22 protein-coding genes are annotated in these 22,216 nt (G+C 54.2%); 14 read left to right on the top strand and 8 right to left on the bottom strand.

Annotated elements, in window-relative coordinates:
- Positions 1-3: 3 nt before the first annotated feature.
- A complete protein-coding gene (gene prs, locus MRY16398_RS02170; protein WP_125123788.1) occupies positions 4-864 on the bottom strand; it encodes a ribose-phosphate diphosphokinase in 861 nt (286 codons plus the stop codon).
- 192 nt (positions 865-1,056) lie between these two features.
- On the opposite strand from prs, the gene MRY16398_RS02165 reads away from it, so the two are divergent.
- From MRY16398_RS02165 to MRY16398_RS02150, 4 genes are all read left to right on the top strand, one after another.
- The gene (locus MRY16398_RS02165; RefSeq protein WP_041851415.1) at positions 1,057-1,776 is read left to right on the top strand and encodes an NUDIX hydrolase; all 720 of its coding nucleotides are present in this window, start codon (positions 1,057-1,059) and stop codon (positions 1,774-1,776) included.
- 90 nt (positions 1,777-1,866) lie between these two features.
- On the top strand, positions 1,867-2,883 hold the full coding sequence (locus tag MRY16398_RS02160; RefSeq protein WP_108700536.1) for a hydrolase: 1,017 nt from the start codon (positions 1,867-1,869) through the stop codon (positions 2,881-2,883).
- On the top strand, positions 2,884-3,102 hold the full coding sequence (locus tag MRY16398_RS02155; protein WP_041851414.1) for a YheU family protein: 219 nt from the start codon (positions 2,884-2,886) through the stop codon (positions 3,100-3,102).
- 51 nt (positions 3,103-3,153) lie between these two features.
- Positions 3,154-4,023, top strand: a complete 870-nt coding sequence (locus tag MRY16398_RS02150) for a phosphoribulokinase (RefSeq protein ID WP_041851413.1) — start codon at positions 3,154-3,156, stop codon at positions 4,021-4,023.
- Positions 4,024-4,113: 90 nt separating this feature from the next.
- Here the strand turns inward: MRY16398_RS02150 and MRY16398_RS02145 are convergent, their stop codons facing one another.
- Positions 4,114-4,518 carry an OsmC family protein gene (locus MRY16398_RS02145; protein WP_041851412.1) on the bottom strand — a complete coding sequence of 135 codons (405 nt, stop codon included), beginning with the start codon at positions 4,516-4,518 and terminating at the stop codon, positions 4,114-4,116.
- Positions 4,519-4,827: 309 nt separating this feature from the next.
- Between MRY16398_RS02145 and crp the strand changes: the two genes are divergently transcribed.
- Together crp and MRY16398_RS02135 are read left to right on the top strand one after the other, a co-directional pair.
- On the top strand, positions 4,828-5,460 hold the full coding sequence (gene crp / locus MRY16398_RS02140; RefSeq protein WP_000242758.1) for a cAMP-activated global transcriptional regulator CRP: 633 nt from the start codon (positions 4,828-4,830) through the stop codon (positions 5,458-5,460).
- Positions 5,461-5,513: 53 nt separating this feature from the next.
- Positions 5,514-7,592: a YccS/YhfK family putative transporter gene (locus tag MRY16398_RS02135; protein WP_041851411.1), complete on the top strand. Its 2,079-nt coding sequence runs from the start codon at positions 5,514-5,516 to the stop codon at positions 7,590-7,592.
- Here MRY16398_RS02135 and argD read toward each other — a convergent pair.
- From argD to MRY16398_RS02105, 6 genes are all read right to left on the bottom strand, one after another.
- Positions 7,589-8,809 (bottom strand): bifunctional acetylornithine/succinyldiaminopimelate transaminase, encoded by a 1,221-nt coding sequence (gene argD / locus MRY16398_RS02130; protein WP_125123787.1) that lies wholly within the window; start codon positions 8,807-8,809, stop codon positions 7,589-7,591. The genes MRY16398_RS02135 and argD overlap by 4 nt on opposite strands.
- A gap of 79 nt (positions 8,810-8,888) precedes the next feature.
- Complete coding sequence (gene pabA / locus MRY16398_RS02125; RefSeq protein ID WP_125123786.1) at positions 8,889-9,461, bottom strand: aminodeoxychorismate synthase component 2; 573 nt, start codon at positions 9,459-9,461, stop codon at positions 8,889-8,891.
- A 30-nt stretch (positions 9,462-9,491) separates the two neighbouring features.
- On the bottom strand, positions 9,492-10,094 hold the full coding sequence (locus MRY16398_RS02120) for a putative adenosine monophosphate-protein transferase Fic (protein WP_125123785.1): 603 nt from the start codon (positions 10,092-10,094) through the stop codon (positions 9,492-9,494).
- A complete protein-coding gene (locus MRY16398_RS02115; protein ID WP_064572417.1) occupies positions 10,084-10,254 on the bottom strand; it encodes a YhfG family protein in 171 nt (56 codons plus the stop codon). The genes MRY16398_RS02120 and MRY16398_RS02115 overlap by 11 nt, the downstream gene beginning before the upstream one ends.
- A gap of 106 nt (positions 10,255-10,360) precedes the next feature.
- Positions 10,361-10,933 carry a peptidylprolyl isomerase A gene (ppiA, locus tag MRY16398_RS02110; protein WP_041851407.1) on the bottom strand — a complete coding sequence of 191 codons (573 nt, stop codon included), beginning with the start codon at positions 10,931-10,933 and terminating at the stop codon, positions 10,361-10,363.
- A gap of 152 nt (positions 10,934-11,085) precedes the next feature.
- Positions 11,086-12,381, bottom strand: coding sequence for a cytosine deaminase (locus tag MRY16398_RS02105; RefSeq protein WP_125123784.1), 1,296 nt, complete (start codon positions 12,379-12,381; stop codon positions 11,086-11,088).
- A 240-nt stretch (positions 12,382-12,621) separates the two neighbouring features.
- Between MRY16398_RS02105 and nirB the strand changes: the two genes are divergently transcribed.
- From nirB to frlD, 8 genes are all read left to right on the top strand, one after another.
- On the top strand, positions 12,622-15,165 hold the full coding sequence (gene nirB / locus MRY16398_RS02100) for a nitrite reductase large subunit NirB (RefSeq protein ID WP_041851405.1): 2,544 nt from the start codon (positions 12,622-12,624) through the stop codon (positions 15,163-15,165).
- Positions 15,162-15,488, top strand: a complete 327-nt coding sequence (gene nirD, locus MRY16398_RS02095; protein ID WP_041851404.1) for a nitrite reductase small subunit NirD — start codon at positions 15,162-15,164, stop codon at positions 15,486-15,488. Before nirB ends, nirD begins: the two co-directional genes overlap by 4 nt.
- A 69-nt stretch (positions 15,489-15,557) precedes the next feature.
- Positions 15,558-16,367, top strand: a complete 810-nt coding sequence (nirC, locus tag MRY16398_RS02090; protein ID WP_108700531.1) for a nitrite transporter NirC — start codon at positions 15,558-15,560, stop codon at positions 16,365-16,367.
- Between the two features lie 74 nt (positions 16,368-16,441).
- A complete protein-coding gene (gene cysG / locus MRY16398_RS02085) occupies positions 16,442-17,806 on the top strand; it encodes a siroheme synthase CysG (RefSeq protein WP_125123783.1) in 1,365 nt (454 codons plus the stop codon).
- A 321-nt stretch (positions 17,807-18,127) separates the two neighbouring features.
- Positions 18,128-19,468: a fructoselysine/psicoselysine transporter FrlA gene (frlA, locus tag MRY16398_RS02080; protein WP_041851401.1), complete on the top strand. Its 1,341-nt coding sequence runs from the start codon at positions 18,128-18,130 to the stop codon at positions 19,466-19,468.
- Positions 19,469-19,489: 21 nt separating this feature from the next.
- Positions 19,490-20,512, top strand: coding sequence for a fructoselysine 6-phosphate deglycase (gene frlB, locus MRY16398_RS02075; protein ID WP_041851400.1), 1,023 nt, complete (start codon positions 19,490-19,492; stop codon positions 20,510-20,512).
- A 50-nt stretch (positions 20,513-20,562) separates the two neighbouring features.
- Positions 20,563-21,393 carry a fructoselysine 3-epimerase gene (gene frlC, locus MRY16398_RS02070; RefSeq protein ID WP_071194939.1) on the top strand — a complete coding sequence of 277 codons (831 nt, stop codon included), beginning with the start codon at positions 20,563-20,565 and terminating at the stop codon, positions 21,391-21,393.
- The gene (gene frlD / locus MRY16398_RS02065) at positions 21,390-22,175 is read left to right on the top strand and encodes a fructoselysine 6-kinase (RefSeq protein WP_107223559.1); all 786 of its coding nucleotides are present in this window, start codon (positions 21,390-21,392) and stop codon (positions 22,173-22,175) included. Before frlC ends, frlD begins: the two co-directional genes overlap by 4 nt.
- The last annotated feature ends 41 nt before the right edge of the window (positions 22,176-22,216 follow it).

Raw genomic sequence — 22,216 nt, 5'->3', positions numbered from 1 at the left:
CCCTTAAGCGCAAAAAATAGTGTCGATATCGATAAGCTCAACGCGAGGGTCGCGAAGCTCAGAAGAGGCAAAAGAAGTAGTGGTATAAATGGCGTCAATACCATTGTTCAGCAGGTTCTCCACTCCTTTAGAAAACACGCCGTGGGTTACATATAAACTCACGCTGCGCGCGCCGGCATCACGTAGTACCTGAGCAGAGCCGATAAAGGTACCGCCCGCATCGCAAAGGTCATCCACAATTAGCACATCTTTGCCTGCCACATTGCCGGAGACGAGGGAAAAACCGGTCAGGTTACCCGTTGCAACATCACGCTCTTTCGTGAGGATGGCATAGTCCCGCGCCCCACTGGCTTTGGCTACGTTATGAATTTTCTTCAATGCCCCGGCATCGGGTGCTACAAGCATCAATTTGCCTGTGTTTATCGCCTGAAGCAGATTTTCGCTTTTCATCAGGCAGGTTTCCTGTGCAATCACCACGCTATTGTTGATGGCCGCCGCTGCCGCATCACTGTGGGGATCCAGCAGAAAAACTTTGTTGAAGTTCAGTGTGTTCAATTGGTTAGCGAATACTTTAAGCGCAAAACTGTCGCCGTTAACCATGTGTCGGTCCTGGCGCGCCCAGGGCAGCCATGCCAGTTCAAGATGGCTTACGGCGATGTCCGTAACGTGACGCACGGCATCAACCAGTTGGGCTAACAGCATGAAATCGTTCATATCGCGCATGGCGGCAACGCGAACCCGCATGACCTGAGCAAAACGTGGCAGTTCACCGATGACTTTCAGCCATACCGCGCCGTCGGGAAAGACACCCCGTTCGATTTCAACGGGTTGATTATCAAGTGTTAACGCGATTCTGCTGGTCATGATTCACCTCACCATTGATTAGTGTCATTAAGACACTTATAATATTGTCCATGGGACACTTATTGGCAAGAGATTTTTTCCCTACCGCGCAAATAAAAAGTTAACAAATTGATATTTAAGGAGTTAAAAGTTAGCTTGCCGCCATTGGGTGGGCTGATAAACTTGTGGCGTGTTTAATAAGCCGAGTAAGCGATGATCAGCGAAGCAGAGTATCTGGATTCTTATGATGCCAGCCGGTTCCCTTCCCCCCTGGTGACGGTAGACAGTGTGCTGTTCACGCTGCACGAGCAGGCGCTTCGCGTTTTGCTGGTGAAACGAGCGAGTCACCCTCAACAGGGGCGTTGGGGCCTGCCTGGCGGATTTATCGATATGGAAAAAGATGAATCCACGCGAGCCACGGCATTACGTAAACTGACAGAAAAAACGGGCGTCTCCCCTTCCTGGCTGGAGCAACTGGATACGTTTTCCGGGGCAAAACGCGATCCCCGTGGCTGGAGTCTGACCATCGCCTGGTATGCGTTAATCTCCTGGGTAGCCTGCGCGCCGCATATCGCGAGCGTCAGCGATGCCAAATGGATGCCCGTAACCGGGCTGGATGATATCGACCTGGCCTTCGATCACCGGGAGATAATTCAGACGGCGCTACAACGGTTACGACAGAAAACCATGTACTCTTTACTGCCAGTGTATTGTCTGCCTGATACCTTTACCCAGACACAATTGCAGGAGGCGACGGAGATTATCCTCGGCCAGCCTATCCAGCGAAAAAGCCTGATTCGCCGATTTGAGGCCTCAGGCATGTTTGAAGAGACAGGCGAGAGCGTAGCGACAGGTGCGCGAAAAGCACGCTTGTGGCGACGAAAGCCGGGTGTCGATATTCATCTCTTTTCCCGAAATTTACTGACGGACTAGTATGGCCTGCACGATGTCCCGCGAAATGAAAAAACGGCGCAACATCGAGCAGCTATAGTTGTCCCATTCTTGATTCTATTGTTCTTTACTATGGCTGAAATTACACCTTCACGACTCTCGGAAATGGCTGCTGATAGCTCTGCGTTCCGCCCACTGCGCGGCGGAAGCAATCCGCATTTCCAGACCATGCTCCCGCGATTGATCCGCCGGAAACTGGGCTTTACGCCGACCTGGCAGCGCCTGGAACTGCCCGATGGCGATTTTGTGGATCTCGCCTGGAGCGAAGACCCTGTGCTGGCAAGACATAAACCACGGCTGGTGGTCTTTCACGGGCTGGAAGGCAGCCTGCACAGTCCCTATGCTCATGGACTGATAGAAGCAGCAAAAGCGCGCGGCTGGCTGGGCGTGGTGATGCATTTCCGTGGCTGCAGCGGTGAACCTAACCGCCTTAACCGCATTTATCACTCTGGCGAAACCGAAGATGGCACCTGGTTTTTGCACTGGCTACAACGGGAGTTTGGCCAGGTCCCTACCGCGGCGGTGGGCTATTCGCTGGGCGGCAATATGCTGGCCTGCCTGCTGGCTAAAGAGGAAAATCGCGTACCCCTGGATGCTGCGGTCATTGTCTCTGCTCCCTTTGTACTGGAAGCGTGCAGCGCCCATATCGAAACCGGCTTTTCACGGGTGTATCAGCACTATCTGCTCAACCTGCTGAAAGCCAATGCGTCGCGCAAATTAAAAGCCTATCCGGGTTCCTTACCCATTGATTTACGGCAGTTGAAACGTCTGCGTCGTCTGCGCGATTTTGATGATGCGATTACGGCGCGCATCCATGGTTTTGCCGATGCGATTGACTATTACCGCCAGTGCAGCGCCATGCCGTTGCTGAATAAAATCAGCAAACCGACGCTGATCATCCATGCTAAAGATGACCCCTTTATGGATCAAAATGTGATCCCCGATACGCAGACATTACCGCCGTCGGTAGAATATCAACTCACCGAACATGGCGGTCACGTGGGGTTTGTGGGCGGCACGTTACTTCACCCGGAAATGTGGCTGGAAAAACGTATCCCCGACTGGCTGCAAACTTATCTGGAAAGCTAAATGATTATTCCCTGGCAGGACCTGGCGCCTGAGACGCTCGACAGCCTGATTGAAAGCTTTGTCTTGCGTGAAGGCACCGATTATGGTGAACATGAGCGCTCACTCGAACAAAAGGTCGCCGATGTGAGACGGCAACTTAAAAACGGTGAGGCCGTACTGGTGTGGTCAGAACTGCACGAAACCGTCAACATTATGCCGCGCTCGCAGTTTCGCGAGTAACTCACTGGCGGCTGGCTTCGTCTACAACAATGGTTTACTCAGGGAGCTGCTATGTCCGCTAAACATCCGGTTATTGCCGTAACAGGTTCCAGCGGTGCGGGAACCACCACCACCAGCCTCGCGTTTCGCAAAATCTTTGCTCAACTGAATTTGCATGCCGCCGAGGTTGAAGGTGACAGTTTTCATCGCTATACCCGCCCTGAAATGGACATGGCAATTCGTAAAGCCCGCGATTTAGGTCGACATATCAGCTATTTTGGCCCGGAAGCGAATGACTTCGGCCTGCTGGAACAAACGTTTATTGAGTACGGACAAACCGGCACAGGCCAGGCACGAAAATATCTGCACACCTACGATGAAGCCGTTCCCTGGAACCAGGTTCCCGGTACGTTCACCCCCTGGCAGCCCCTGCCGGAGCCAACAGATGTGCTGTTTTATGAAGGGTTGCACGGCGGCGTGGTAACGCCCCAGCACGATGTCGCCCGCCACGTCGATCTGCTGGTAGGCGTGGTGCCCATCGTCAACCTCGAGTGGATGCAAAAGTTGGTACGCGATACCAGCGAGCGCGGTCATTCCCGTGAGGCAGTGATGGACTCGGTGGTTCGATCGATGGAAGACTACATCAATTTCATCACCCCACAATTTTCCCGCACCCATATTAATTTCCAGCGCGTGCCGACGGTGGATACCTCCAACCCGTTCGCCGCCAAAGTGATCCCATCGCTCGATGAGAGCTTTGTGGTGATTCATTTTCGAAATCTTGAAGGGATCGACTATCCCTGGTTGCTGGCGATGTTGCAGGGTTCGTTCATTTCACACATGAATACGCTTGTGGTGCCTGGCGGCAAAATGGGGTTAGCAATGGAGCTGATCATGACACCGCTGGTCCAACGGCTGATGGAAGGGAAGAAGATTCAATAGGCCTCCAGCCGACACAAGCGCTGTAGCCCCGGTAAGCGCGGCGCCACCGGGGAATGTGTCGGATACGCGACGCTTATCCGACCTATGTTCTCAGGCCTCAATCACCTCATATGAATGCGTGATTTTCACCGCTTTCTCCAGCATTAATGCCACGGAGCAATACTTCTCGGCAGAGAGATCCACCGCGCGCGATACCGCCGCCTCTTTCAGCTCTTTGCCGGTCACGATAAAGTGCAAATTGATATGCGTGAACAGACGCGGAGCCTCTTCACGACGCTCTGAGGTCAGCTTCACTTCGCAATCTTTCACATCGTGGCGGCCTTTCTGCAAAATAGATACAACATCGATAGCGCTGCATCCGCCTGCTGCCATCAGCACCATTTCCATCGGGCTTGGGGCTTTGTCGCCTGAGTTACCATCCATCAGGATCTGGTGCCCGGACGCAGACTCGCCAAGGAACGTTAAACCTTCTACCCATTTCACACGAGCTTGCATTTTTAATTCACTCCGGAGTTACAGTTTTCTTTACAGATTACGCGCACATAAGAAAACTCGCAACGGAAGGCGACCTGCGTCAAGCTGAAGCGAGACACCAGGAGACACGCGACAAAAGCTATGCTAAAACAATCACGATGCTACAGTGATACATTGACGTTATGCATGTATGCAGAGGACATCACATATTACAGGCCGCAGGCATGTCTGACGGTCCACTTCCCAGGTATGGGGAAGATAGATTGCAACCCCGGACGCGATATGTGAATCCAGCGTCTGGAGCCAGCTTATAACAGAGGATAACCGCGCATGGTGCTTGGCAAACCGCAAACAGACCCGACTCTCGAATGGTTCTTGTCTCATTGCCACATTCATAAGTACCCGTCGAAGAGCACGCTGATTCACCAGGGTGAAAAAGCGGAAACGTTGTATTACATCGTCAAAGGCTCAGTGGCTGTGCTAATCAAGGATGAAGAAGGTAAAGAGATGATCCTCTCTTACCTTAACCAGGGAGATTTTATCGGTGAACTGGGTCTGTTCGAAGAGGGTCAGGAGCGCAGTGCATGGGTACGCGCTAAAACCGCTTGTGAAGTGGCCGAAATCTCCTACAAAAAATTCCGCCAGTTAATTCAGGTGAACCCGGATATCCTGATGCGCTTATCTTCCCAGATGGCGCGTCGCCTGCAGGTCACCTCGGAAAAAGTCGGTAACCTCGCCTTCCTTGATGTGACGGGCCGTATCGCACAGACGCTGCTGAATCTGGCGAAACAACCGGATGCAATGACCCACCCGGACGGTATGCAAATTAAAATTACCCGCCAGGAAATTGGTCAGATCGTTGGCTGTTCCCGCGAAACCGTCGGCCGTATCCTGAAAATGCTGGAAGATCAAAACCTGATCTCCGCGCACGGTAAAACCATTGTCGTGTACGGTACACGTTAATTCTCAAGCGGCGCATCGCCCTTAACGATGCGCCGTTTTTGTCTCTCTTCCCCATGTGGCGCAGGCTGATTTATCACCCCGAAATCAACTATGCACTGCGACAAACGCTGGTGTTATGCCTCCCTGTGACCGTGGGTCTGATCGCAGGTCGTCTCGATCTTGGTCTGCTGTTTTCTCTCGTTCCCGCCTGCTGCAATATTGCCGGTCTGGATACTCTGCATAAACGTTTCTTCAAACGCGTCATTATCGGCGGCACACTCTTTGCTGGCAGTAGCCTCACCGTACAGCTATTACTGACGCAAAATATTCCGCTGCCGCTGATTCTGACCGGATTAACGCTCTTGCTCGGCGTCACAGCAGAAATCAGCGCATTACACGGGCGGCTTCTACCCGCCTCGCTCATTGCCGCCATCTTTACTCTCAGCCTCGCCGGTAACATGCCCATCTGGGAGCCGTTGCTGATTTATGGGCTGGGTACCCTGTGGTACGGCGCGTTTAACGCCTTCTGGTTCTGGTTGTGGCGAGAGCAACCGCTGCGTGAATCCTTGAGCCTGCTGTATCGCCAACTGGCGGACTATTGCGAAGCGAAATACAGTTTACTGACGCAGCACGTCGATCCAGAAAAAGCCCTTCCGCCACTCCTGGCACGCCAGCAAAAGGCGGTGGATATGATTAGCCAGTGTTACCAACAACTGCATATGCTGGCGGCAAATAACAACAACGACTACAAGCGGTTACGCCGCGTCTTCCAGGTGGCGCTGGACTTACAAGAACATATTGCCGTCAGCCTCCACCAACCGCAGGAAGTGCAGGAGCTGGTCGAACGCAGCCATGCCGAGGAAGTTATCCGCTGGAATGCGCAAACCGTTGCCGCGCGGTTACGGGTCATAGCCGATGATATTCTTTATCACCGCTACCCCAAACGCTTCAATATGGATAAACAGATTGGCGCGCTGGAGAAAATTGCCCGCCAGCACCCGGATAACCCGGTTGGGCAGTTTTGCGCCTGGCATTTCAGCCAGATAGCCCGGGTTCTGCGTACCCAGCGCCCGCTCTATGTCCGTGATCTGATGGCGGAGAAGCAGCGCCGTTTGCCCCTGATCCCGGCTCTCAAAAGTTATCTGTCGTTGAAATCCTCCGCCTTACGTAATGCGGCACGCATTAGCGTCATGCTCAGTATTGCCAGCCTGATGGGCAGCGCGCTCCATCTGCCTAAACCTTACTGGATCATGATGACGGTGATGTTTGTTACGCAAAACGGTTATGGGGCGACACGCGTGCGCATCCTGCACCGGGCGGCAGGCACCATGGCCGGGCTGATCATTGCCGGCGCGACGCTGCACTACCACGTACCGGAAGGCTTCACGCTCACCGCGATGCTGATTGTGACGCTGGTGAGCTATCTGATTATCCGCAAAAGCTACGGCTGGGCGATGGTCGGTTTTACTCTCACCGCGGTCTATACACTCCAGTTGCTTACACTGAATGGCGACCAATTTATTGTTGCCCGTCTTATCGATACGTTGATCGGCTGCCTGATAGCTTTTGGTGGCATGGTCTGGCTGTGGCCTCAATGGCAAAGCGGCCTGCTGCGAAAAAATGCTCATGACGCGCTGGAAACTTACCAGGATGCCATTCGGCTGATCCTGAGCGATGATCCCCAGGCGACGCCGCTGGCCTGGCAACGCATGCGGGTAAACCAGGCGCACAATGCGCTCTTTAACTCGCTGAATCAGGCCATGCAGGAGCCGGGTTTTGATACGCGTTACCTGGCAGACATGAAACTGTGGGTCACGCACAGTCAGTTTATTGTCGAACATATTAATGCAATGACCACGCTGGCGCGGGAGCACACCATGCTCACGCCGGAACTGGCTCAGCGTTATCTGCAGTCCTGCGAAATTGCCCTGCAACGTTGTCAGCAGCGGCTGGAGTATGATGGTCCGGGAAGTTCAGGAGATGTGAATATTCTGGAGGCGCCAGAGAGCATGACGCATGGCCCAATGAGTACGCTGGAGCAACATCTGCAACGGATCCTGGGGCATCTTAACACCATGCACACCATTTCGTCGGTGGCATGGCGTCAGCGCCCACATCACGGCATCTGGTTAAATCGCCGCTTGCGCTCTTAAGCGTTAACCACTTTGGCTACAGCTTTAGCGAAGCGCAGCATACCTTCTGCGATATCGTTCTCTTCAATGATAAGCGACGGCGCAAAACGCATTACGTCAGGACCGGCATTAAGCACCATTAGCCCTTCATTTGCCGCCGCGTTGAGGAAATCACGCGCACGGCCTTTGTATTGCGGTTTCAGTTCCGCGCCAACCAGCAGCCCCATGCCGCGAATTTCGCTGAACAGGTCATACTGCGCATTGATGTCTTCAAGATGCTTAACGAGCAGTTCACGTTTCACATTGACGCCATTTAAGACCTCTGGCGTATTAATGATGTCGAATGCCGCACCGGCAACAGCACAGGCCAGCGGGTTACCGCCGTAGGTTGAACCGTGGGAACCCGGATGGAACGCGCTGGCAATCTCCTGAGTGGTGAGCATGGCGCTTACCGGGAAACCACCGCCGAGCGCTTTGGCGCTGGTCAGGATATCCGGGGTGACACCATAGTGCATGTAGGCGAAGAGGTCGCCGCTGCGCCCCATTCCACACTGCACTTCATCAAACACCAGCAGCGCTTTGTGTTCATCGCACAGCTCACGCAAACCCTGTAAAAACTCTGGCGTTGCCGCCGTCACCCCGCCTTCCCCCTGAATCGGTTCAACCACGACCGCACAGGTATGATCGTCCATGACCGCTTTTACCGCATGCAGGTCGTTATAGGGCACATGAATGATATCCGCCGGTTTCGGGCCGAAGCCGTCCGAGTATTTCGGCTGACCGCCCACGGTCACGGTGAACAGTGAACGGCCATGGAACGCGTTGTGGAAAGCGATGATTTTGGTTTTATGCGGACTGTGGCGGGTAGATGCATAATAACGCGCCAGTTTGAATGCCGTTTCGTTGGCCTCGGTGCCGGAGTTCATAAACACCACGCGCTCGGCGAAGGTGGCGTCGATCAGCTTACGCGCCAGGCGCAATGCGGGTTCATTCGTAAACACGTTGCTGGTATGCCACAGCGTTTCGCCCTGTGTTTTTAACGCTTCCACCAGCGCCGGATGGCAATGCCCCAGCGCGGTAACGGCGATACCACCCGCAAAATCAACGTACTCTTTACCCTGCTGATCCCACACGCGGCTACCTTTTCCTTTCACCGGAATAAATTCGGCCGGTGCGAAAATTGGTAGAATGACTTCGTCAAATGTTGCGCGCGTGATTGCACCCTGCTGAGTTGCCATGTAACCCCACCCTTTTTAAACAAGAAGTAGAAGTGAAAATATAATCACGAAATATGCATAAAAAATCACTCAATGGCAACTAAAAATCGGCGCGATGCAAAAAGTTATTCAATAACGCATGTCCCTGCTCGCTAAGAATACTTTCCGGGTGAAACTGCACGCCTTCCAGATCCCACTGACGATGGCGAATCCCCATGATCTCTTGCGTCTCGCTCCAGGCGGTCACCTCAAAGCAGTCCGGTAATGAAGGCGGATCGATCAACAAAGAGTGGTAGCGCGTGACGGTTAACGGATTATTCAGGCCGCGAAAAACGCCCTGCCCGGTATGGGTTATCGGAGAGGTTTTCCCGTGCATAACCTGTTGCGCCCGGACAATGCGGGCGCCAAAAACCTGGGCGATGGCCTGATGACCGAGGCAGACGCCGAGAATCGGCAACGTGCCAGCATAGTGGCGAATAACCTCCAGCGAGATACCCGATTCATCCGGCGTGCAGGGGCCTGGGGATATCACGATCTTTTTGGGGGCCATAATCGCAACATCCGCCAGGGTGATCTCATCATTACGCCTGACCTCGACCTGTGCCCCCAGTTCGCAAAAGTACTGATACAGGTTCCAGGTAAAAGAGTCGTAATTATCAATAAGCAGGATCATGGCGGCCTCATCATTTTAAGCCGCCCTATTCTACTCAGTTTCGACGGCTTCGCTTACCACTTTGCCGAAGATCTCGCACAGCGGTTTTAGGTCACCCATCGCCCCGGTCTGGTTCGCTTTACTCCAGTTTTCCGGGTCGACGCCACGCCAGTCCAGCCGGTATCCGGCATGCAGCGCAAGCTGTTCAAAGAAAATCCGCTGGGCAATGCCATTGCCAATACGAAATGGGTGCAGCACATTGATTTCACAGTAGTAATGCGCCAGTCGCTCAATAAATTCTTCCTTCCCAAGCCCCTGTAGCCACTCTTCGTCTTCAAGCGACTGCATTAACGCATTACCCTCTTTTTCGATGTATTCGAAATGGCAGAAACGCGTATCTCCCTGATAGATATCTACTTTGCGCACCTGTCCCGCCCAGTCGAAGACATCCTGGTAAATATGACGGTGAATGGCGCACAGATGTGGCAGCCCTCGGGCCAGCGGACCCAGTTCCAGCGTGGCGGCACGTAACGCGGTGAGCTCCCATGCCGCCTGTTCCAGCCGTTGCGCCTCGCGAATACCCAGCCTGTTGCGCATAACATTGATGCCAGAGTAGAAGTAAGGATCGCGACCGTCGCCGAATTTATCGCTCATAGTGCCTCCTTAGCTCTTCAATACGCGCCAGCGCTTCATCGGCTGTAAGCGTTACCAGCGGGCTTTCAACGCCTTCAAGACGCCTGCTGGCCTGAAAATTGACATTACGGTCTTGCTCCCAGAGACGGGATTTTTGTCGGTCGGTGAGTTTTTTGGTCATAACGCCTCCCTGATGTCTCGCTCATGTGCCACAAGTATAAGCAGCAATTTCGCGTCACGCAGGGAGGAGAACGCGCACAGGCCGGACGGCCCGTGCGAAAAAAAGATTATGGCAGGACTTTAGCAGAGAGGATAACAACCGGTTTTGTCGGCACATTCTGGTAAGGACCGACGTCGTGGGTTGGAACCTGAGAAATCTTGTCGGCGACATCCATCCCTTTGACAACTTTACCAAATACCGCATAGCCAAAATCACGTTGACCATGGTCCAGGAAGGCGTTGTCAGCGACGTTAATGAAGAATTGACTGGTGGCGCTGTCTTTATCTGCGGTACGGGCCATGGAGATGGTGCCGCGCGTATTGCGTAAACCGTTATCGGCTTCGTTTTTAATGGGCGGGTTAGGCTGTTTTTGCTGCATTTGCTCAGTAAAACCGCCACCCTGAACCATAAAACCCGGAATAACGCGGTGAAAGGTGGTGTTGTTATAAAAACCGTTATTCACATAATCCACAAAGTTTTTCACCGACACGGGGGCTTTCTGACTGTTCAGCTCCAGTTCGATGTTGCCGGCTGACGTGGTGAGCAGAACATGGGGATCACCTTTTGCCGCCAGTGCGGAAGAGGAGATTGCAGAAAGGGCACAAACAGCCGCAATTGCCGCCAGAGTCGATTTAACCATGAGGTTTCCTTAACGAAATACAGGTAAGAAAGCGAGTGGCTTGATTCTAAAGAGCACTCCGCCACCAGGCCAGCCTTTTACTTAATTTTACGCAATTGAAACATATGTTACGCAGGCTGACCACGCATTGTGTGGTCATTCTGCTATCAGCTTCACTCACTCTTGCGATGAAACGCCACTTCTTCACCGCCGCTGTCCGTCTGAATCCAGGTTTGCGCAGGTTGCGTGGTAGCAATCACCCGCCCCTGGCGAATGGACCAGCGCACCGGCGACTGACATCGCACCGCATCAAAACCGCTCTCAACCGGTAAAATGATCATATTCGCCGGGTTACCCGGCTCAATACCGTAATCATCCAGACCAAAGGTTCTGGCGCTATTATCGGTAATCAACCGCAGGCCATCGTCGATTTGCTGATACCCCATCAACTGGCAAACATGCAGACCCATATGCAGCACCTGCAACATATTGCCCGTGCCGAGTGGATACCAGGGATCAAAGACATCATCATGGCCGAAGCAGACGTTAATCCCGGCGGCCAGCATCTCCTTCACGCGGGTGATCCCACGCCGCTTCGGATAATCATCAAAACGCCCCTGCAGATGGATATTCACCAGCGGATTGGCGACAAAGTTGATACCGGAGAGTTTCAGCAAGCGGAAAAGGCGAGAAGTATAGGCACCGTTATAGGAGTGCATCGCCGTCGTGTGACTGGCGGTAACGCGCGACCCCATTTCCATTTTCAGCGCCAGCGCGGCGACCGTTTCGACAAACCTCGACTGTTCGTCGTCGATCTCGTCACAGTGAATATCCAGTGGTCGGTCATATTTCTGCGCCAGTTCAAAGGCGATATGCAGTGATTCCACCCCATACTCGCGGGTAAATTCAAAATGGGGAATCGCCCCTACCACATCCGCGCCAAGCTGTAAGGCCTCTTCCAGCAACGCTGCGCCGTTGGGGTAAGACAAGATACCCTCTTGCGGGAAGGCGACGATTTGCAGGTCTATCCAGGGGGCGACTTCCTGTTTCACTTCCAGCATTGCTTTGAGCGCTGTCAGCGTCGGGTCGGAGACATCGACATGGGTGCGTACATGCTGAATACCGTTCGCCATTTGCCATTTTAACGTCTGCCAGGCGCGCTTTTTCACATCATCATGGCTGAGTAACGCTTTGCGTTCCGCCCAGCGTTCAATCCCCTCAAATAGCGTTCCCGACTGATTCCACTTTGGCTCGCCTGCGGTTTGGGTGGTATCCAGGTGAATGTGCGGTTCAATAAACGGCGGCAGCGCCAGCCCGCCCCTGGCGTTTAAGACTTCATAACTTTCATGCTGTGGGGCGCTCATCGGGGTGATGTCACCGAAGTGGCCCTTATCAATCGCGATTTGCCATAGCCCTTTTCGCCCAGGTAAATGAACGTTCTGAACCAGCCAAAGTGGTGTTGCCGTCATGCTTCTACCCCCTGGTTATCACTGAAACGTTGTTTCAGGCAATTGCCATAAATTCACATCTTTTTTTGTACACAATTTCCACAATTCTGAAAAGCCTGACAGATCCGCGACTTATAAAAAATCATCAAAATCAATTATCTACCCATTAAGTGGTAGGTGAAGATGTATTTGACCTGCATCAATAAGTGCCAAGGCTGAATCGTTAAGGTAGGCAGTAATAGAAAAGAAATCGAGGCAAAAATGAGCAAAGTCAAACTCGCTATAATCGGTAACGGCATGGTCGGCCACCGTTTTATTGAGGATCTCCTCGATAAAGCAGATGCCAGCCAGTTCGATATTACCGTTTTTTGTGAAGAACCCCGTAAAGCCTACGATCGCGTTCACCTGTCTTCCTACTTTTCGCATCATACTGCGGAAGAACTGTCGCTGGTACGTGAAGGTTACTACGAAAAGCACGGCGTTAACGTTCTCGTTGGCGAACGTGCGATTACCATCAACCGCCAGGAGAAAGTGATCCACTCCAGCGCCGGTCGTACCGTCTATTATGACAAACTGATCATGGCGACTGGCTCTTACCCATGGATCCCGCCCATTAAAGGCTCCGAAACCCAGGATTGCTTTGTTTACCGCACCATTGAAGACCTCAACGCCATTGAATCCTGCGCTCGTCGCAGCAAACGTGGTGCGGTGGTCGGCGGTGGCCTGCTCGGTCTGGAAGCCGCCGGCGCACTGAAAAACCTCGGCGTTGAAACGCACGTTATTGAATTTGCTCCCATGCTGATGGCTGAACAGCTCGATCAGATGGGCGGTGAACAGCTTAAACGCAAGATCGAAAGCATGGGTGTGCGTGTGCACACCAGCAAAAACACCAAAGAGATCGTCCAGGAAGGGACAAGCGCGCGTAAAACCATGCGCTTTGCCGACGGTACCGAGCTGGAAGTCGACTTTATCGTCTTCTCAACCGGTATTCGCCCGCGCGACAAACTGGCGACCCAATGTGGGCTGGATGTCGCGCAGCGTGGCGGTATCGTGATTAACGACACCTGTCAGACCTCTGATCCGGATATCTACGCGATTGGCGAATGTGCGAGCTGGAATAGCCATGTGTACGGTCTGGTCGCACCGGGCTACAAAATGGCGCAGGTCGCCGTGGACCATATCCTCGGCAATGCTAACGCCTTTGCGGGTGCAGACATGAGCGCCAAGCTGAAACTGCTGGGCGTGGACGTTGGCGGTATCGGCGATGCGCATGGTCGCACGCCGGGCGCACGTAGCTACGTTTACCTCGACGAAAGCAAAGAAGTCTACAAACGCCTTATCGTTAGCCCTGACAACAAAACCCTGCTCGGCGCGGTATTGGTGGGTGACACCAGCGACTTCGGCAACCTGTTGCAACTGGTGCTGAATGCTATCGAACTACCGGAAAACCCGGATGCCTTGATCCTGCCAGCACACGCCAGTAGCGGCAAACCGTCTATCGGCGTGGATAAACTGCCGGACAGCGCACAAATCTGTTCCTGCTTCGACGTCACCAAAGGCATGCTGGTCGCCGCCATCAACAAAGGCTGCCACACCGTTGCCGCACTGAAAGCAGAAACCAAAGCCGGTACTGGCTGCGGCGGCTGTATTCCGCTGGTCACCCAGGTGCTGAACGCCGAGCTGGCGAAACAGGGCATCGAAGTCACCAATAACCTGTGTGAACATTTCGCCTACTCCCGTCAGGAGCTCTATCACCTGATTCGCGTTGAAGGCATTAAATCTTTCGACGAATTGCTGGCGAAATATGGCAAAGGCTACGGTTGTGAAGTGTGTAAACCAACCGTGGGTTCTCTGCTGGCCTCCTGCTGGAACGAATACATTCTGAAACCGCAGCACACGCCGCTGCAGGATACCAACGACAACTTCCTGGCAAACATCCAGAAAGACGGCACCTACTCCGTTATCCCGCGCTCTGCCGGTGGCGAAATCACCCCGGAAGGGCTGATGGAAGTGGGCCGTATCGCCCGCGAATTTAATCTCTACACCAAAATCACCGGCTCACAGCGTATTGGCTTGTTTGGTGCGCAGAAAGACGATCTGCCGGAAATCTGGCGTCAGTTGATTGAAGCAGGCTTCGAAACGGGTCACGCGTATGCTAAAGCGCTGCGAATGGCGAAAACCTGCGTGGGCAGCACCTGGTGCCGCTACGGCGTGGGGGACAGCGTGGGCTTCGGCGTTGAGCTGGAAAACCGCTACAAAGGCATCCGCACTCCGCACAAAATGAAGTTCGGCGTTTCCGGCTGTACCCGTGAATGTGCCGAAGCACAGGGTAAAGATGTAGGCATTATCGCTACCGAAAAAGGCTGGAACCTGTATGTTTGCGGCAACGGTGGGATGAAACCACGCCATGCGGATTTACTGGCGGCGGATCTCGACCGTGAAACCCTGCTCAAATACCTCGACCGTTTCATGATGTTCTATATCCGCACGGCCGACAAACTGACCCGTACGGCCTCCTGGCTGGATAATCTGGAAGGCGGCATCGCTTACCTCAAAAGCGTCATCATCGACAACAAACTGGGTCTGAACGACCAGCTTGAAGCCGAAATGGCGCGCCTGCGCGACGCCGTTATCTGCGAATGGACAGAAACCGTCAACAACCCGCAGGCACAGGTTCGCTTCAAACACTTTATCAACAGCGACAAACGCGACCCGAACGTTCAGGTTGTGGCAGAACGCGAGCAACATCGTCCGGCAACGCCATATGAACGCATCCCGGTCAAAATGGTGGAGGAAACCGTATGAGCCAGTGGAACACTATCTGCAAAATTGACGATATCGTCCCGGCAACCGGCGTCTGTGCCCTGCTGAATGGCAAACAGGTGGCCATTTTCCGCCCGCGTCACGATGACCAGGTTTACGCGATCAGCAATATCGACCCGTTCTTTCAGGCAAGCGTGCTGTCGCGCGGCCTGATTGCCGAGCACAACGGGGAGTTGTGGGTCGCCAGCCCGCTGAAAAAACAGCGTTTCCGCCTGCGTGACGGCATGTGCCTTGAAGATGAAAGCCGTTCTGTCGACCATTTCGACGCCCGTGTAAAAGACGGTGTGGTGCAACTTAAAGCGTAATTTCCAGTGGGGGTGCAATGCCCCCGCTTTTTAAACCTTTTTCTTTTTTAACTTTGGGTAATCAACACTATGTTTACAGACACTATTAATAAGTGTGCGGCTAACGCTGCGCGCATTTCACGCCTCTCGACAAATAATCCTGTGGGTTTCTGGATAAGCTCCGCTATGGCTGGCGCTTATGTGGGCTTAGGGATTATTTTGATTTTTACCCTCGGTAACTTACTTGACCCGTCAGTGCGTCCGCTGGTGATGGGCGCAACCTTCGGTATCGCCTTAACACTGGTTATCATCGCAGGGTCCGAACTCTTTACCGGCCATACCATGTTCCTGACTCTCGGTGTGAAAGCAGGCACCATCACTCAGGGCCAGATGTGGACCATTCTGCCGCAAACCTGGCTGGGTAATCTGTTAGGTTCCGTTCTGGTTGCGCTGCTGTATAACTGGGGGGGTGGTAGCTTACTGCCGCTGGATACCAGCCTTGTGCATACCGTTGCACTGGCCAAAACCAACGCGCCCGCAGGCGTGCTGTTCTTTAAAGGCGCGCTGTGTAACTGGCTGGTTTGCCTGGCAATCTGGATGGCGATTCGTACCGAAGGCGCCGCAAAGTTCCTCGCCATCTGGTGGTGTCTGCTGGCCTTTATCGCCTCTGGCTACGAGCACTCCGTTGCCAACATGACGCTGTTTGCCCTCTCGTGGTTTGGTCACCACAGCGAATCGTATACCCTCTCTGGAATTGGTCATAACCTGTTGTGGGTAACCCTGGGCAATACTTTCTCCGGTGCCGTGTTTATGGGCCTGGGTTACTGGTATGCTACGCCGAAAGCGGAGCGTCCGTCTGCAACCCAGACAGCGAAGAGCCAACCAATAACAACCCATTAATAAAGACACAAATAATTCGAGCTGCAGGCAACGCACCTGTGGCTCGCAGAATGATGTGTATTTGAGGTGATGTCGTGGACCATTTACCCATTTTTTGTCAATTACGCGACCGCGCCTGCCTGCTGGTAGGCGGCGGGGATGTTGCCGAACGTAAAGCCCGACTTTTGATGGATGCTGGTGCACGGCTTACCGTTAACTCACTCACCTTCGTTCCCCAGTTTCATGTGTGGGCGAACGAAGGGATGCTGACGCTGGTAGAAGGCGGTTTCGACGAGCGCCTGCTCGACCCTTGCTGGCTGGTGATTGCCGCGACCGATGATGAAGCGGTTAACCAGCAGGTCAGCGACGCGGCGGAATCCCGCCGTATCTTCTGTAACGTGGTGGATGCGCCGAAGCAGGCGAGCTTTATCATGCCCTCGATTATTGACCGTTCTCCATTGATGGTTGCTGTCTCTTCTGGCGGTACCTCTCCGGTGCTGGCGCGTCTGCTGCGTGAAAAACTTGAATCGGTTCTTCCCCAGCATCTTGGGTACGTTGCCAGCTATGCTGGCAAACTGCGTCGCCGCGTAAAAGAGCACTTTGCCAGCGTTGCCGAACGCCGCCGCTTCTGGGAAAAACTGTTTGTTAATGACCGTCTCGCACAGTCGCTGGCAAATCAGGATTCTCCGGCTGTTGAAGCCATTACCGGGCAACTGCTTGCCGAGCCGCTGGATCATCGTGGCGAAGTGGTGCTGGTCGGCGCAGGCCCGGGCGACGCCGGTTTGTTGACGCTCAAAGGGCTGCAACAAATCCAACAGGCCGACGTGGTGGTGTATGACCGTCTGGTCTCAGATGAAATCATGAATCTGGTACGTCGCGATGCCGACCGGGTGTTTGTTGGCAAACGCGCGGGTTATCACTGTGTGCCGCAGGAAGAGATTAATCAGATTCTGCTGCACGAAGCGCAACGGGGCAAACGTGTAGTGCGCCTGAAAGGGGGCGATCCGTTTATCTTCGGACGCGGCGGTGAAGAGCTGGAAACCCTGTGCCATGCAGGCATTCCCTTTTCGGTTGTCCCAGGCATTACCGCAGCCTCAGGGTGTTCTGCTTACTCCGGCATTCCGTTAACCCACAGGGATTATGCCCAGAGCGTACGCCTGGTCACGGGGCATTTAAAAACCGGCGGCGAACTGGACTGGGCAAATCTGGCGGCAGAAAAACAGACGCTGGTCTTCTATATGGGGCTGAACCAGGCGGCGACCATTCAGGAAAAATTGATTGAGCACGGCATGCAGGCAGATATGCCCGTCGCGCTGGTAGAAAACGGCACCTCGGTAAAACAGCGTGTCGTCAGCGGAGCTTTGACGGAGCTGGGTGAACTGGCCCGGCAGGTAGACAGCCCGGCGCTTATCATCGTTGGCCGCGTCGTCGCCCTGCGCGACAAGCTAAAGTGGTTTTAACATTTCCTTCCACAGGTTAGTCATTTCGCAGAGGTAACCCGGATAGGCGCTTGCGCCGCATCCGGGAGTCCCGGCAGCCCAACTCCATAATTCCGGAACCTACCTAGATTATTTCAATATTAAAATCAATAACTTAAACATCATATAGCGTCACAATTGCTCTCTCGTCGCAAATTTGTGATCTCTCTCGCCAATACAATTCATCATGTGTTGTTATATTGATTATGTGTCGTCATATACTGAAACAAGCCGTTGGCTGTCGGCGGATTTCAGGCGACACCCTTTTGACCCTACATACAACATTCTAAGAAAGGTATTGATATGGAAAGCCAGGAACTTCAACGCAAGCTCGGCTTCTGGGCCGTGCTCGCTATCGCCGTCGGGACAACCGTCGGTTCCGGTATTTTCGTTTCAGTGGGAGAAGTTGCAAAAGCGGCAGGATCGCCGTGGTTAACCGTACTCGCCTTTGTGATTGGCGGTCTGATCGTCATTCCACAAATGTGTGTCTACGCCGAACTCTCAACCGCCTACCCTGAAAACGGCGCGGATTATATTTATCTGAAAAATGCGGGCAGCCGTCCGCTGGCCTTTCTCTCCGGCTGGGCCAGCTTCTGGGCCAACGATGCCCCCTCATTATCGATTATGGCGCTGGCGGTGGTCAGTAATCTCGGCTTCCTGATGCCGCTCGATCCGCTCACCGGCAAGCTGGTGGCAACGGCGTTAATCATCATGTTTATGCTGCTGCATCTGCGCTCCGTCGAAGGCGGCGCCGCCTTCCAGACGCTGATCACCATCGCCAAGATTATTCCCTTCACCATCGTTATCGGCATTGGCATTTTCTGGTTCAAAACCGACAACTTCGCCGCGCCAGCAACTACGGCCACCGTTACTGCGGCCTCCGGCATTATGGCACTGCTGGCGGGCGTATCGGCCACCAGTTGGTCTTATACCGGTATGGCCTCCATCTGCTATATGACCGGCGAAATCAAAAACCCCGGCAAGACCATGCCGCGCGCATTGATTGGCTCCTGCCTGCTGGTTCTGGTGCTCTACTCCCTGCTGGCGCTGGTTATTTCCGGTCTGATGCCTTTTGAAAAACTGGCGGCCTCCGAAACGCCCATCTCCGACGCCCTGACCTATATTCCGGCGCTGGGCAGCATGGCGGGCATCTTCGTGGCGATCACTGCGATGATCGTTATTCTTGGCTCGCTTTCCAGTTGCGTGATGTACCAACCGCGTCTGGAGTATGCGATGGCGAAGGACAAGCTGTTTTTCAAATGCTTCGCCCATGTTCACCCGAAATACAACACCCCGGATGTATCAATTATTTTGCAGGGAGCGCTCGGGATCTTCTTCATCTTCGTCTCCGATCTGACCAGCCTGCTCGGCTACTTCACGTTGGTGATGTGCTTCAAAAACACCCTCACCTTCGGCTCGATTATCTGGTGTCGCAAACGCGACGACTACAAACCGCTCTGGCGCACGCCCCTGTTTGGCCTGATGACGTTCCTTGCCATCTGCTCAAGCCTGATCCTCGTCGCCTCTACCTTTGTCTGGGCGCCCATTCCTGGTCTGATCTGCGCCCTGATCGTTATCGCCACCGGTCTGCCCGCTTATGCCTTCTGGGAAAAGCGCAATCGTCGGCTGGCCGCACTTTCGTAAACCCGTCTGGAGAAACGTTACATGTTGGATATTGATAAAAGCACCGTGGATTTCCTGGTTACCGAAAATATGGTGTCGGAAGTGGAGAAAGTTCTGCAACAGGATGTTCCCCGCGTTCACGGCATCGTGGATGAAATGCTGCGTCGCGGCATTGACCGGATCTATTTCGTGGCCTGTGGCTCGCCGCTCAACGCTGCGCAAACGGCGAAGCATCTTGCGGATCGTTATTCCGATTTACAGGTTTACGCGATGTCTGGCTGGGAGTTTTGCGATAACACTCCTCACCGCCTGGACAACCGCTGCGCGGTGATAGGGGTGTCGGATTACGGCAAAACCGAAGAGGTCATTAAAGCGCTGGAACTAGGCCGTGCCTGTGGCGCACTGACCGCTGCCTTTACTAAAAAACCGGACAGCCCGATCACCGTCCCTGTGGAGTATGTTGTGGACTACCAGGCCGACTGCATCTGGGAAATCCATCTGCTGCTCTGCTACAGCGTGGTACTGGAGATGGTGACCCGCCTCGCGCCGCATGCGGAAATCGGCAAAATCAAAACCGATCTGCAGAAACTGCCGCAGGCGCTGGGCTACCTGGTGCGTAACTGGGAAGAGAAAGGTCGTCAGCTTGGCGAGCAGGCAAGCTCATGGCCGATGATCTATACCGTTTCCGCCGGCCCGCTGCGCCCGCTGGGCTACAAGGAAGGGATTGTTACCCTGATGGAGTTTACCTGGACGCACGGCTCGGTTATTGAGAGCGGGGAATTCCGCCACGGCCCGCTTGAAGTGGTGGAGCCTGGCGTTCCCTTCCTGTTCCTGCTCGGCAATGACGAAAGCCGCCACACCACTGAGCGTGCCATCCGCTTCGTCAAAGAGCGTACCGATAACGTCATCGTGATTGATTACGCCGACATTGCCCAGGGCCTGCACCCATGGCTGGCACCCTTCTTGATGTTCGTGCCGATGGAGTGGCTCTGCTACTACCTGTCGATTTACAAAGATCACAACCCGGATGATCGTCGCTATTACGGCGGCCTTGTGGAGTATTGATTTCGCTATCCGGCCCGACCGGGCCGGTTTTCCTTAAAAGGAGCAGAGCAATGAAAACAGGCATGTTTACCTGCGGTCACCAGCGTTTACCGGTGGAAGAGGCGTTTCGCGACGCGCATGAACTGGGCTATGACGGTATCGAATTGTGGGGCGGGCGTCCCCACGCTTTCGCCCCCGATTTGAAAGCGGGCGGGATTAAGCAAATCAAAGCACTCGCCCGCACATACCAGTTGCCCATTATCGGCTACACGCCAGAGACCAACGGCTACCCGTGGAATATGATGCTGGGCGATGAACGGATGCGCCGCGAAAGCCTGGATATGATCAAACTGGCGATGGATATGGCCAAAGAGATGGGCGCAGGCTTCACATTGATTTCCGCTGCCCATGCCGGCTATCTGACCACACCGGATGTTATCTGGCAGCGTCTGGCCGATAACCTGCATGAACTGTGCGAGTATGCGCAGGACATTGAGATGGATCTGGTGCTCGAACCGCTTACGCCCTATGAGTCCAACGTGGTCTGCAATGCCAATGACGTGCTACGCGCTTTCTCGCTTGTCCCCTCGCCACGCCTGTACAGCATGATTGACATCTGCGCCCCCTGGGTGCAAGGCGAACCGGTGATGAGTTACTTCAATAAGTTGGGGAATAAACTTCGCCATTTGCATATCGTCGACAGCGACGGCGCAAGCGACAGCCACTATATCCCCGGTGAAGGCAAAATGCCGCTGCGGGAGCTGATGCGCGATGTTATCGCCAGCGGCTACAACGGTTATTGCACGATCGAGCTGGTGACCATGTACATGAACGAGCCGCGTCTCTTTGCCCGTCAGGCGCTGGAGCGCTTTCGCGCGTTGCTGCCGGAGGAAAGCGCATGAAACGGCTGGCGACCATTGGCGATAACTGTGTCGACATCTATCCGCATCTCGGTAAAGCCTTTTCCGGCGGCAATGCGGTGAATGTGGCGGTTTACAGCACCCGTTACGGCATGCGGCCTGGCTGTGTGACATGGGTTGGTGAAGACGACTATGGTCGGATGTTAAAGGACGACCTGGCAAAGATGGGGGTCGACACCAGCCATGTGCATGTCAAACGCGGCGTCACCGCGCAAACGCAGGTAGAGCTGAAAGGTAATGATCGGGTGCTGGGCGACTATACCGAAGGTGTCATGGCAGATTTCACTCTGCAGGAGAGTGATTTTGCCTGGCTTGATGGCTATGACATTATTCACTCCGCTATCTGGGGCCACGCTGAAAGCGCCTTTCCCCGGCTGCATGCGGCGGGCAAGCTGACGGCTTTTGACTTTGCCGATAAATGGGACAGCCCGCTCTGGCAAACCCTGCCGCCGCATCTCGATTTTGCCTTCGCCTCGGCGCCGCAGGAGGACACGGCGTTAAGGGAGCGAATGCAGGCGATAGTTGCGCACGGCGCAGGCATCGCTGTCGTCACGTTGGGTGAAAATGGCAGCATCGTCTGGGATGGCGAGCAGTTTTACCGCCAGGCCGCGGCTTGCGTTGATGTCATCGATACCATGGGCGCAGGGGACTCGTTTATTGCAGGCTTCCTCTGCGCTGTGGCCTGCGGCAGGCCGCTGACGGTGGCGATGGAGCAGGGTACATTCAGCGCGGCGCGTACCATTCAATACCATGGCGCATGGTAATACTGTGCTGGCATGAGCCGCATCATGCCAGCGCTCTGTTA

The organism is Phytobacter sp. MRY16-398 (genome assembly GCF_003925915.1).
Classification (GTDB): Bacteria; Pseudomonadota; Gammaproteobacteria; order Enterobacterales; family Enterobacteriaceae; genus Phytobacter; species Phytobacter diazotrophicus.
Note: the sequence above shows the minus strand (reverse complement) of the source record. Positions and strands in the feature narration are given on the sequence as shown.

What these genes read in the sequence shown, in the direction of transcription:
- prs (WP_125123788.1), bottom strand. Translation starts at nt 864, where the DNA reads ATGACCAGCAGAATCGCGTTAACACTTGATAATCAACCCGTTGAAATC.
- MRY16398_RS02165 (WP_041851415.1), top strand. Translation starts at nt 1,057, where the DNA reads ATGATCAGCGAAGCAGAGTATCTGGATTCTTATGATGCCAGCCGGTTC.
- MRY16398_RS02160 (WP_108700536.1), top strand. Translation starts at nt 1,867, where the DNA reads ATGGCTGAAATTACACCTTCACGACTCTCGGAAATGGCTGCTGATAGC.
- MRY16398_RS02155 (WP_041851414.1), top strand. Translation starts at nt 2,884, where the DNA reads ATGATTATTCCCTGGCAGGACCTGGCGCCTGAGACGCTCGACAGCCTG.
- MRY16398_RS02150 (WP_041851413.1), top strand. Translation starts at nt 3,154, where the DNA reads ATGTCCGCTAAACATCCGGTTATTGCCGTAACAGGTTCCAGCGGTGCG.
- MRY16398_RS02145 (WP_041851412.1), bottom strand. Translation starts at nt 4,518, where the DNA reads ATGCAAGCTCGTGTGAAATGGGTAGAAGGTTTAACGTTCCTTGGCGAG.
- crp (WP_000242758.1), top strand. Translation starts at nt 4,828, where the DNA reads ATGGTGCTTGGCAAACCGCAAACAGACCCGACTCTCGAATGGTTCTTG.
- MRY16398_RS02135 (WP_041851411.1), top strand. Translation starts at nt 5,514, where the DNA reads ATGTGGCGCAGGCTGATTTATCACCCCGAAATCAACTATGCACTGCGA.
- argD (WP_125123787.1), bottom strand. Translation starts at nt 8,809, where the DNA reads ATGGCAACTCAGCAGGGTGCAATCACGCGCGCAACATTTGACGAAGTC.
- pabA (WP_125123786.1), bottom strand. Translation starts at nt 9,461, where the DNA reads ATGATCCTGCTTATTGATAATTACGACTCTTTTACCTGGAACCTGTAT.
- MRY16398_RS02120 (WP_125123785.1), bottom strand. Translation starts at nt 10,094, where the DNA reads ATGAGCGATAAATTCGGCGACGGTCGCGATCCTTACTTCTACTCTGGC.
- MRY16398_RS02115 (WP_064572417.1), bottom strand. Translation starts at nt 10,254, where the DNA reads ATGACCAAAAAACTCACCGACCGACAAAAATCCCGTCTCTGGGAGCAA.
- ppiA (WP_041851407.1), bottom strand. Translation starts at nt 10,933, where the DNA reads ATGGTTAAATCGACTCTGGCGGCAATTGCGGCTGTTTGTGCCCTTTCT.
- MRY16398_RS02105 (WP_125123784.1), bottom strand. Translation starts at nt 12,381, where the DNA reads ATGACGGCAACACCACTTTGGCTGGTTCAGAACGTTCATTTACCTGGG.
- nirB (WP_041851405.1), top strand. Translation starts at nt 12,622, where the DNA reads ATGAGCAAAGTCAAACTCGCTATAATCGGTAACGGCATGGTCGGCCAC.
- nirD (WP_041851404.1), top strand. Translation starts at nt 15,162, where the DNA reads ATGAGCCAGTGGAACACTATCTGCAAAATTGACGATATCGTCCCGGCA.
- nirC (WP_108700531.1), top strand. Translation starts at nt 15,558, where the DNA reads ATGTTTACAGACACTATTAATAAGTGTGCGGCTAACGCTGCGCGCATT.
- frlA (WP_041851401.1), top strand. Translation starts at nt 18,128, where the DNA reads ATGGAAAGCCAGGAACTTCAACGCAAGCTCGGCTTCTGGGCCGTGCTC.
- frlB (WP_041851400.1), top strand. Translation starts at nt 19,490, where the DNA reads ATGTTGGATATTGATAAAAGCACCGTGGATTTCCTGGTTACCGAAAAT.
- frlC (WP_071194939.1), top strand. Translation starts at nt 20,563, where the DNA reads ATGAAAACAGGCATGTTTACCTGCGGTCACCAGCGTTTACCGGTGGAA.
- frlD (WP_107223559.1), top strand. Translation starts at nt 21,390, where the DNA reads ATGAAACGGCTGGCGACCATTGGCGATAACTGTGTCGACATCTATCCG.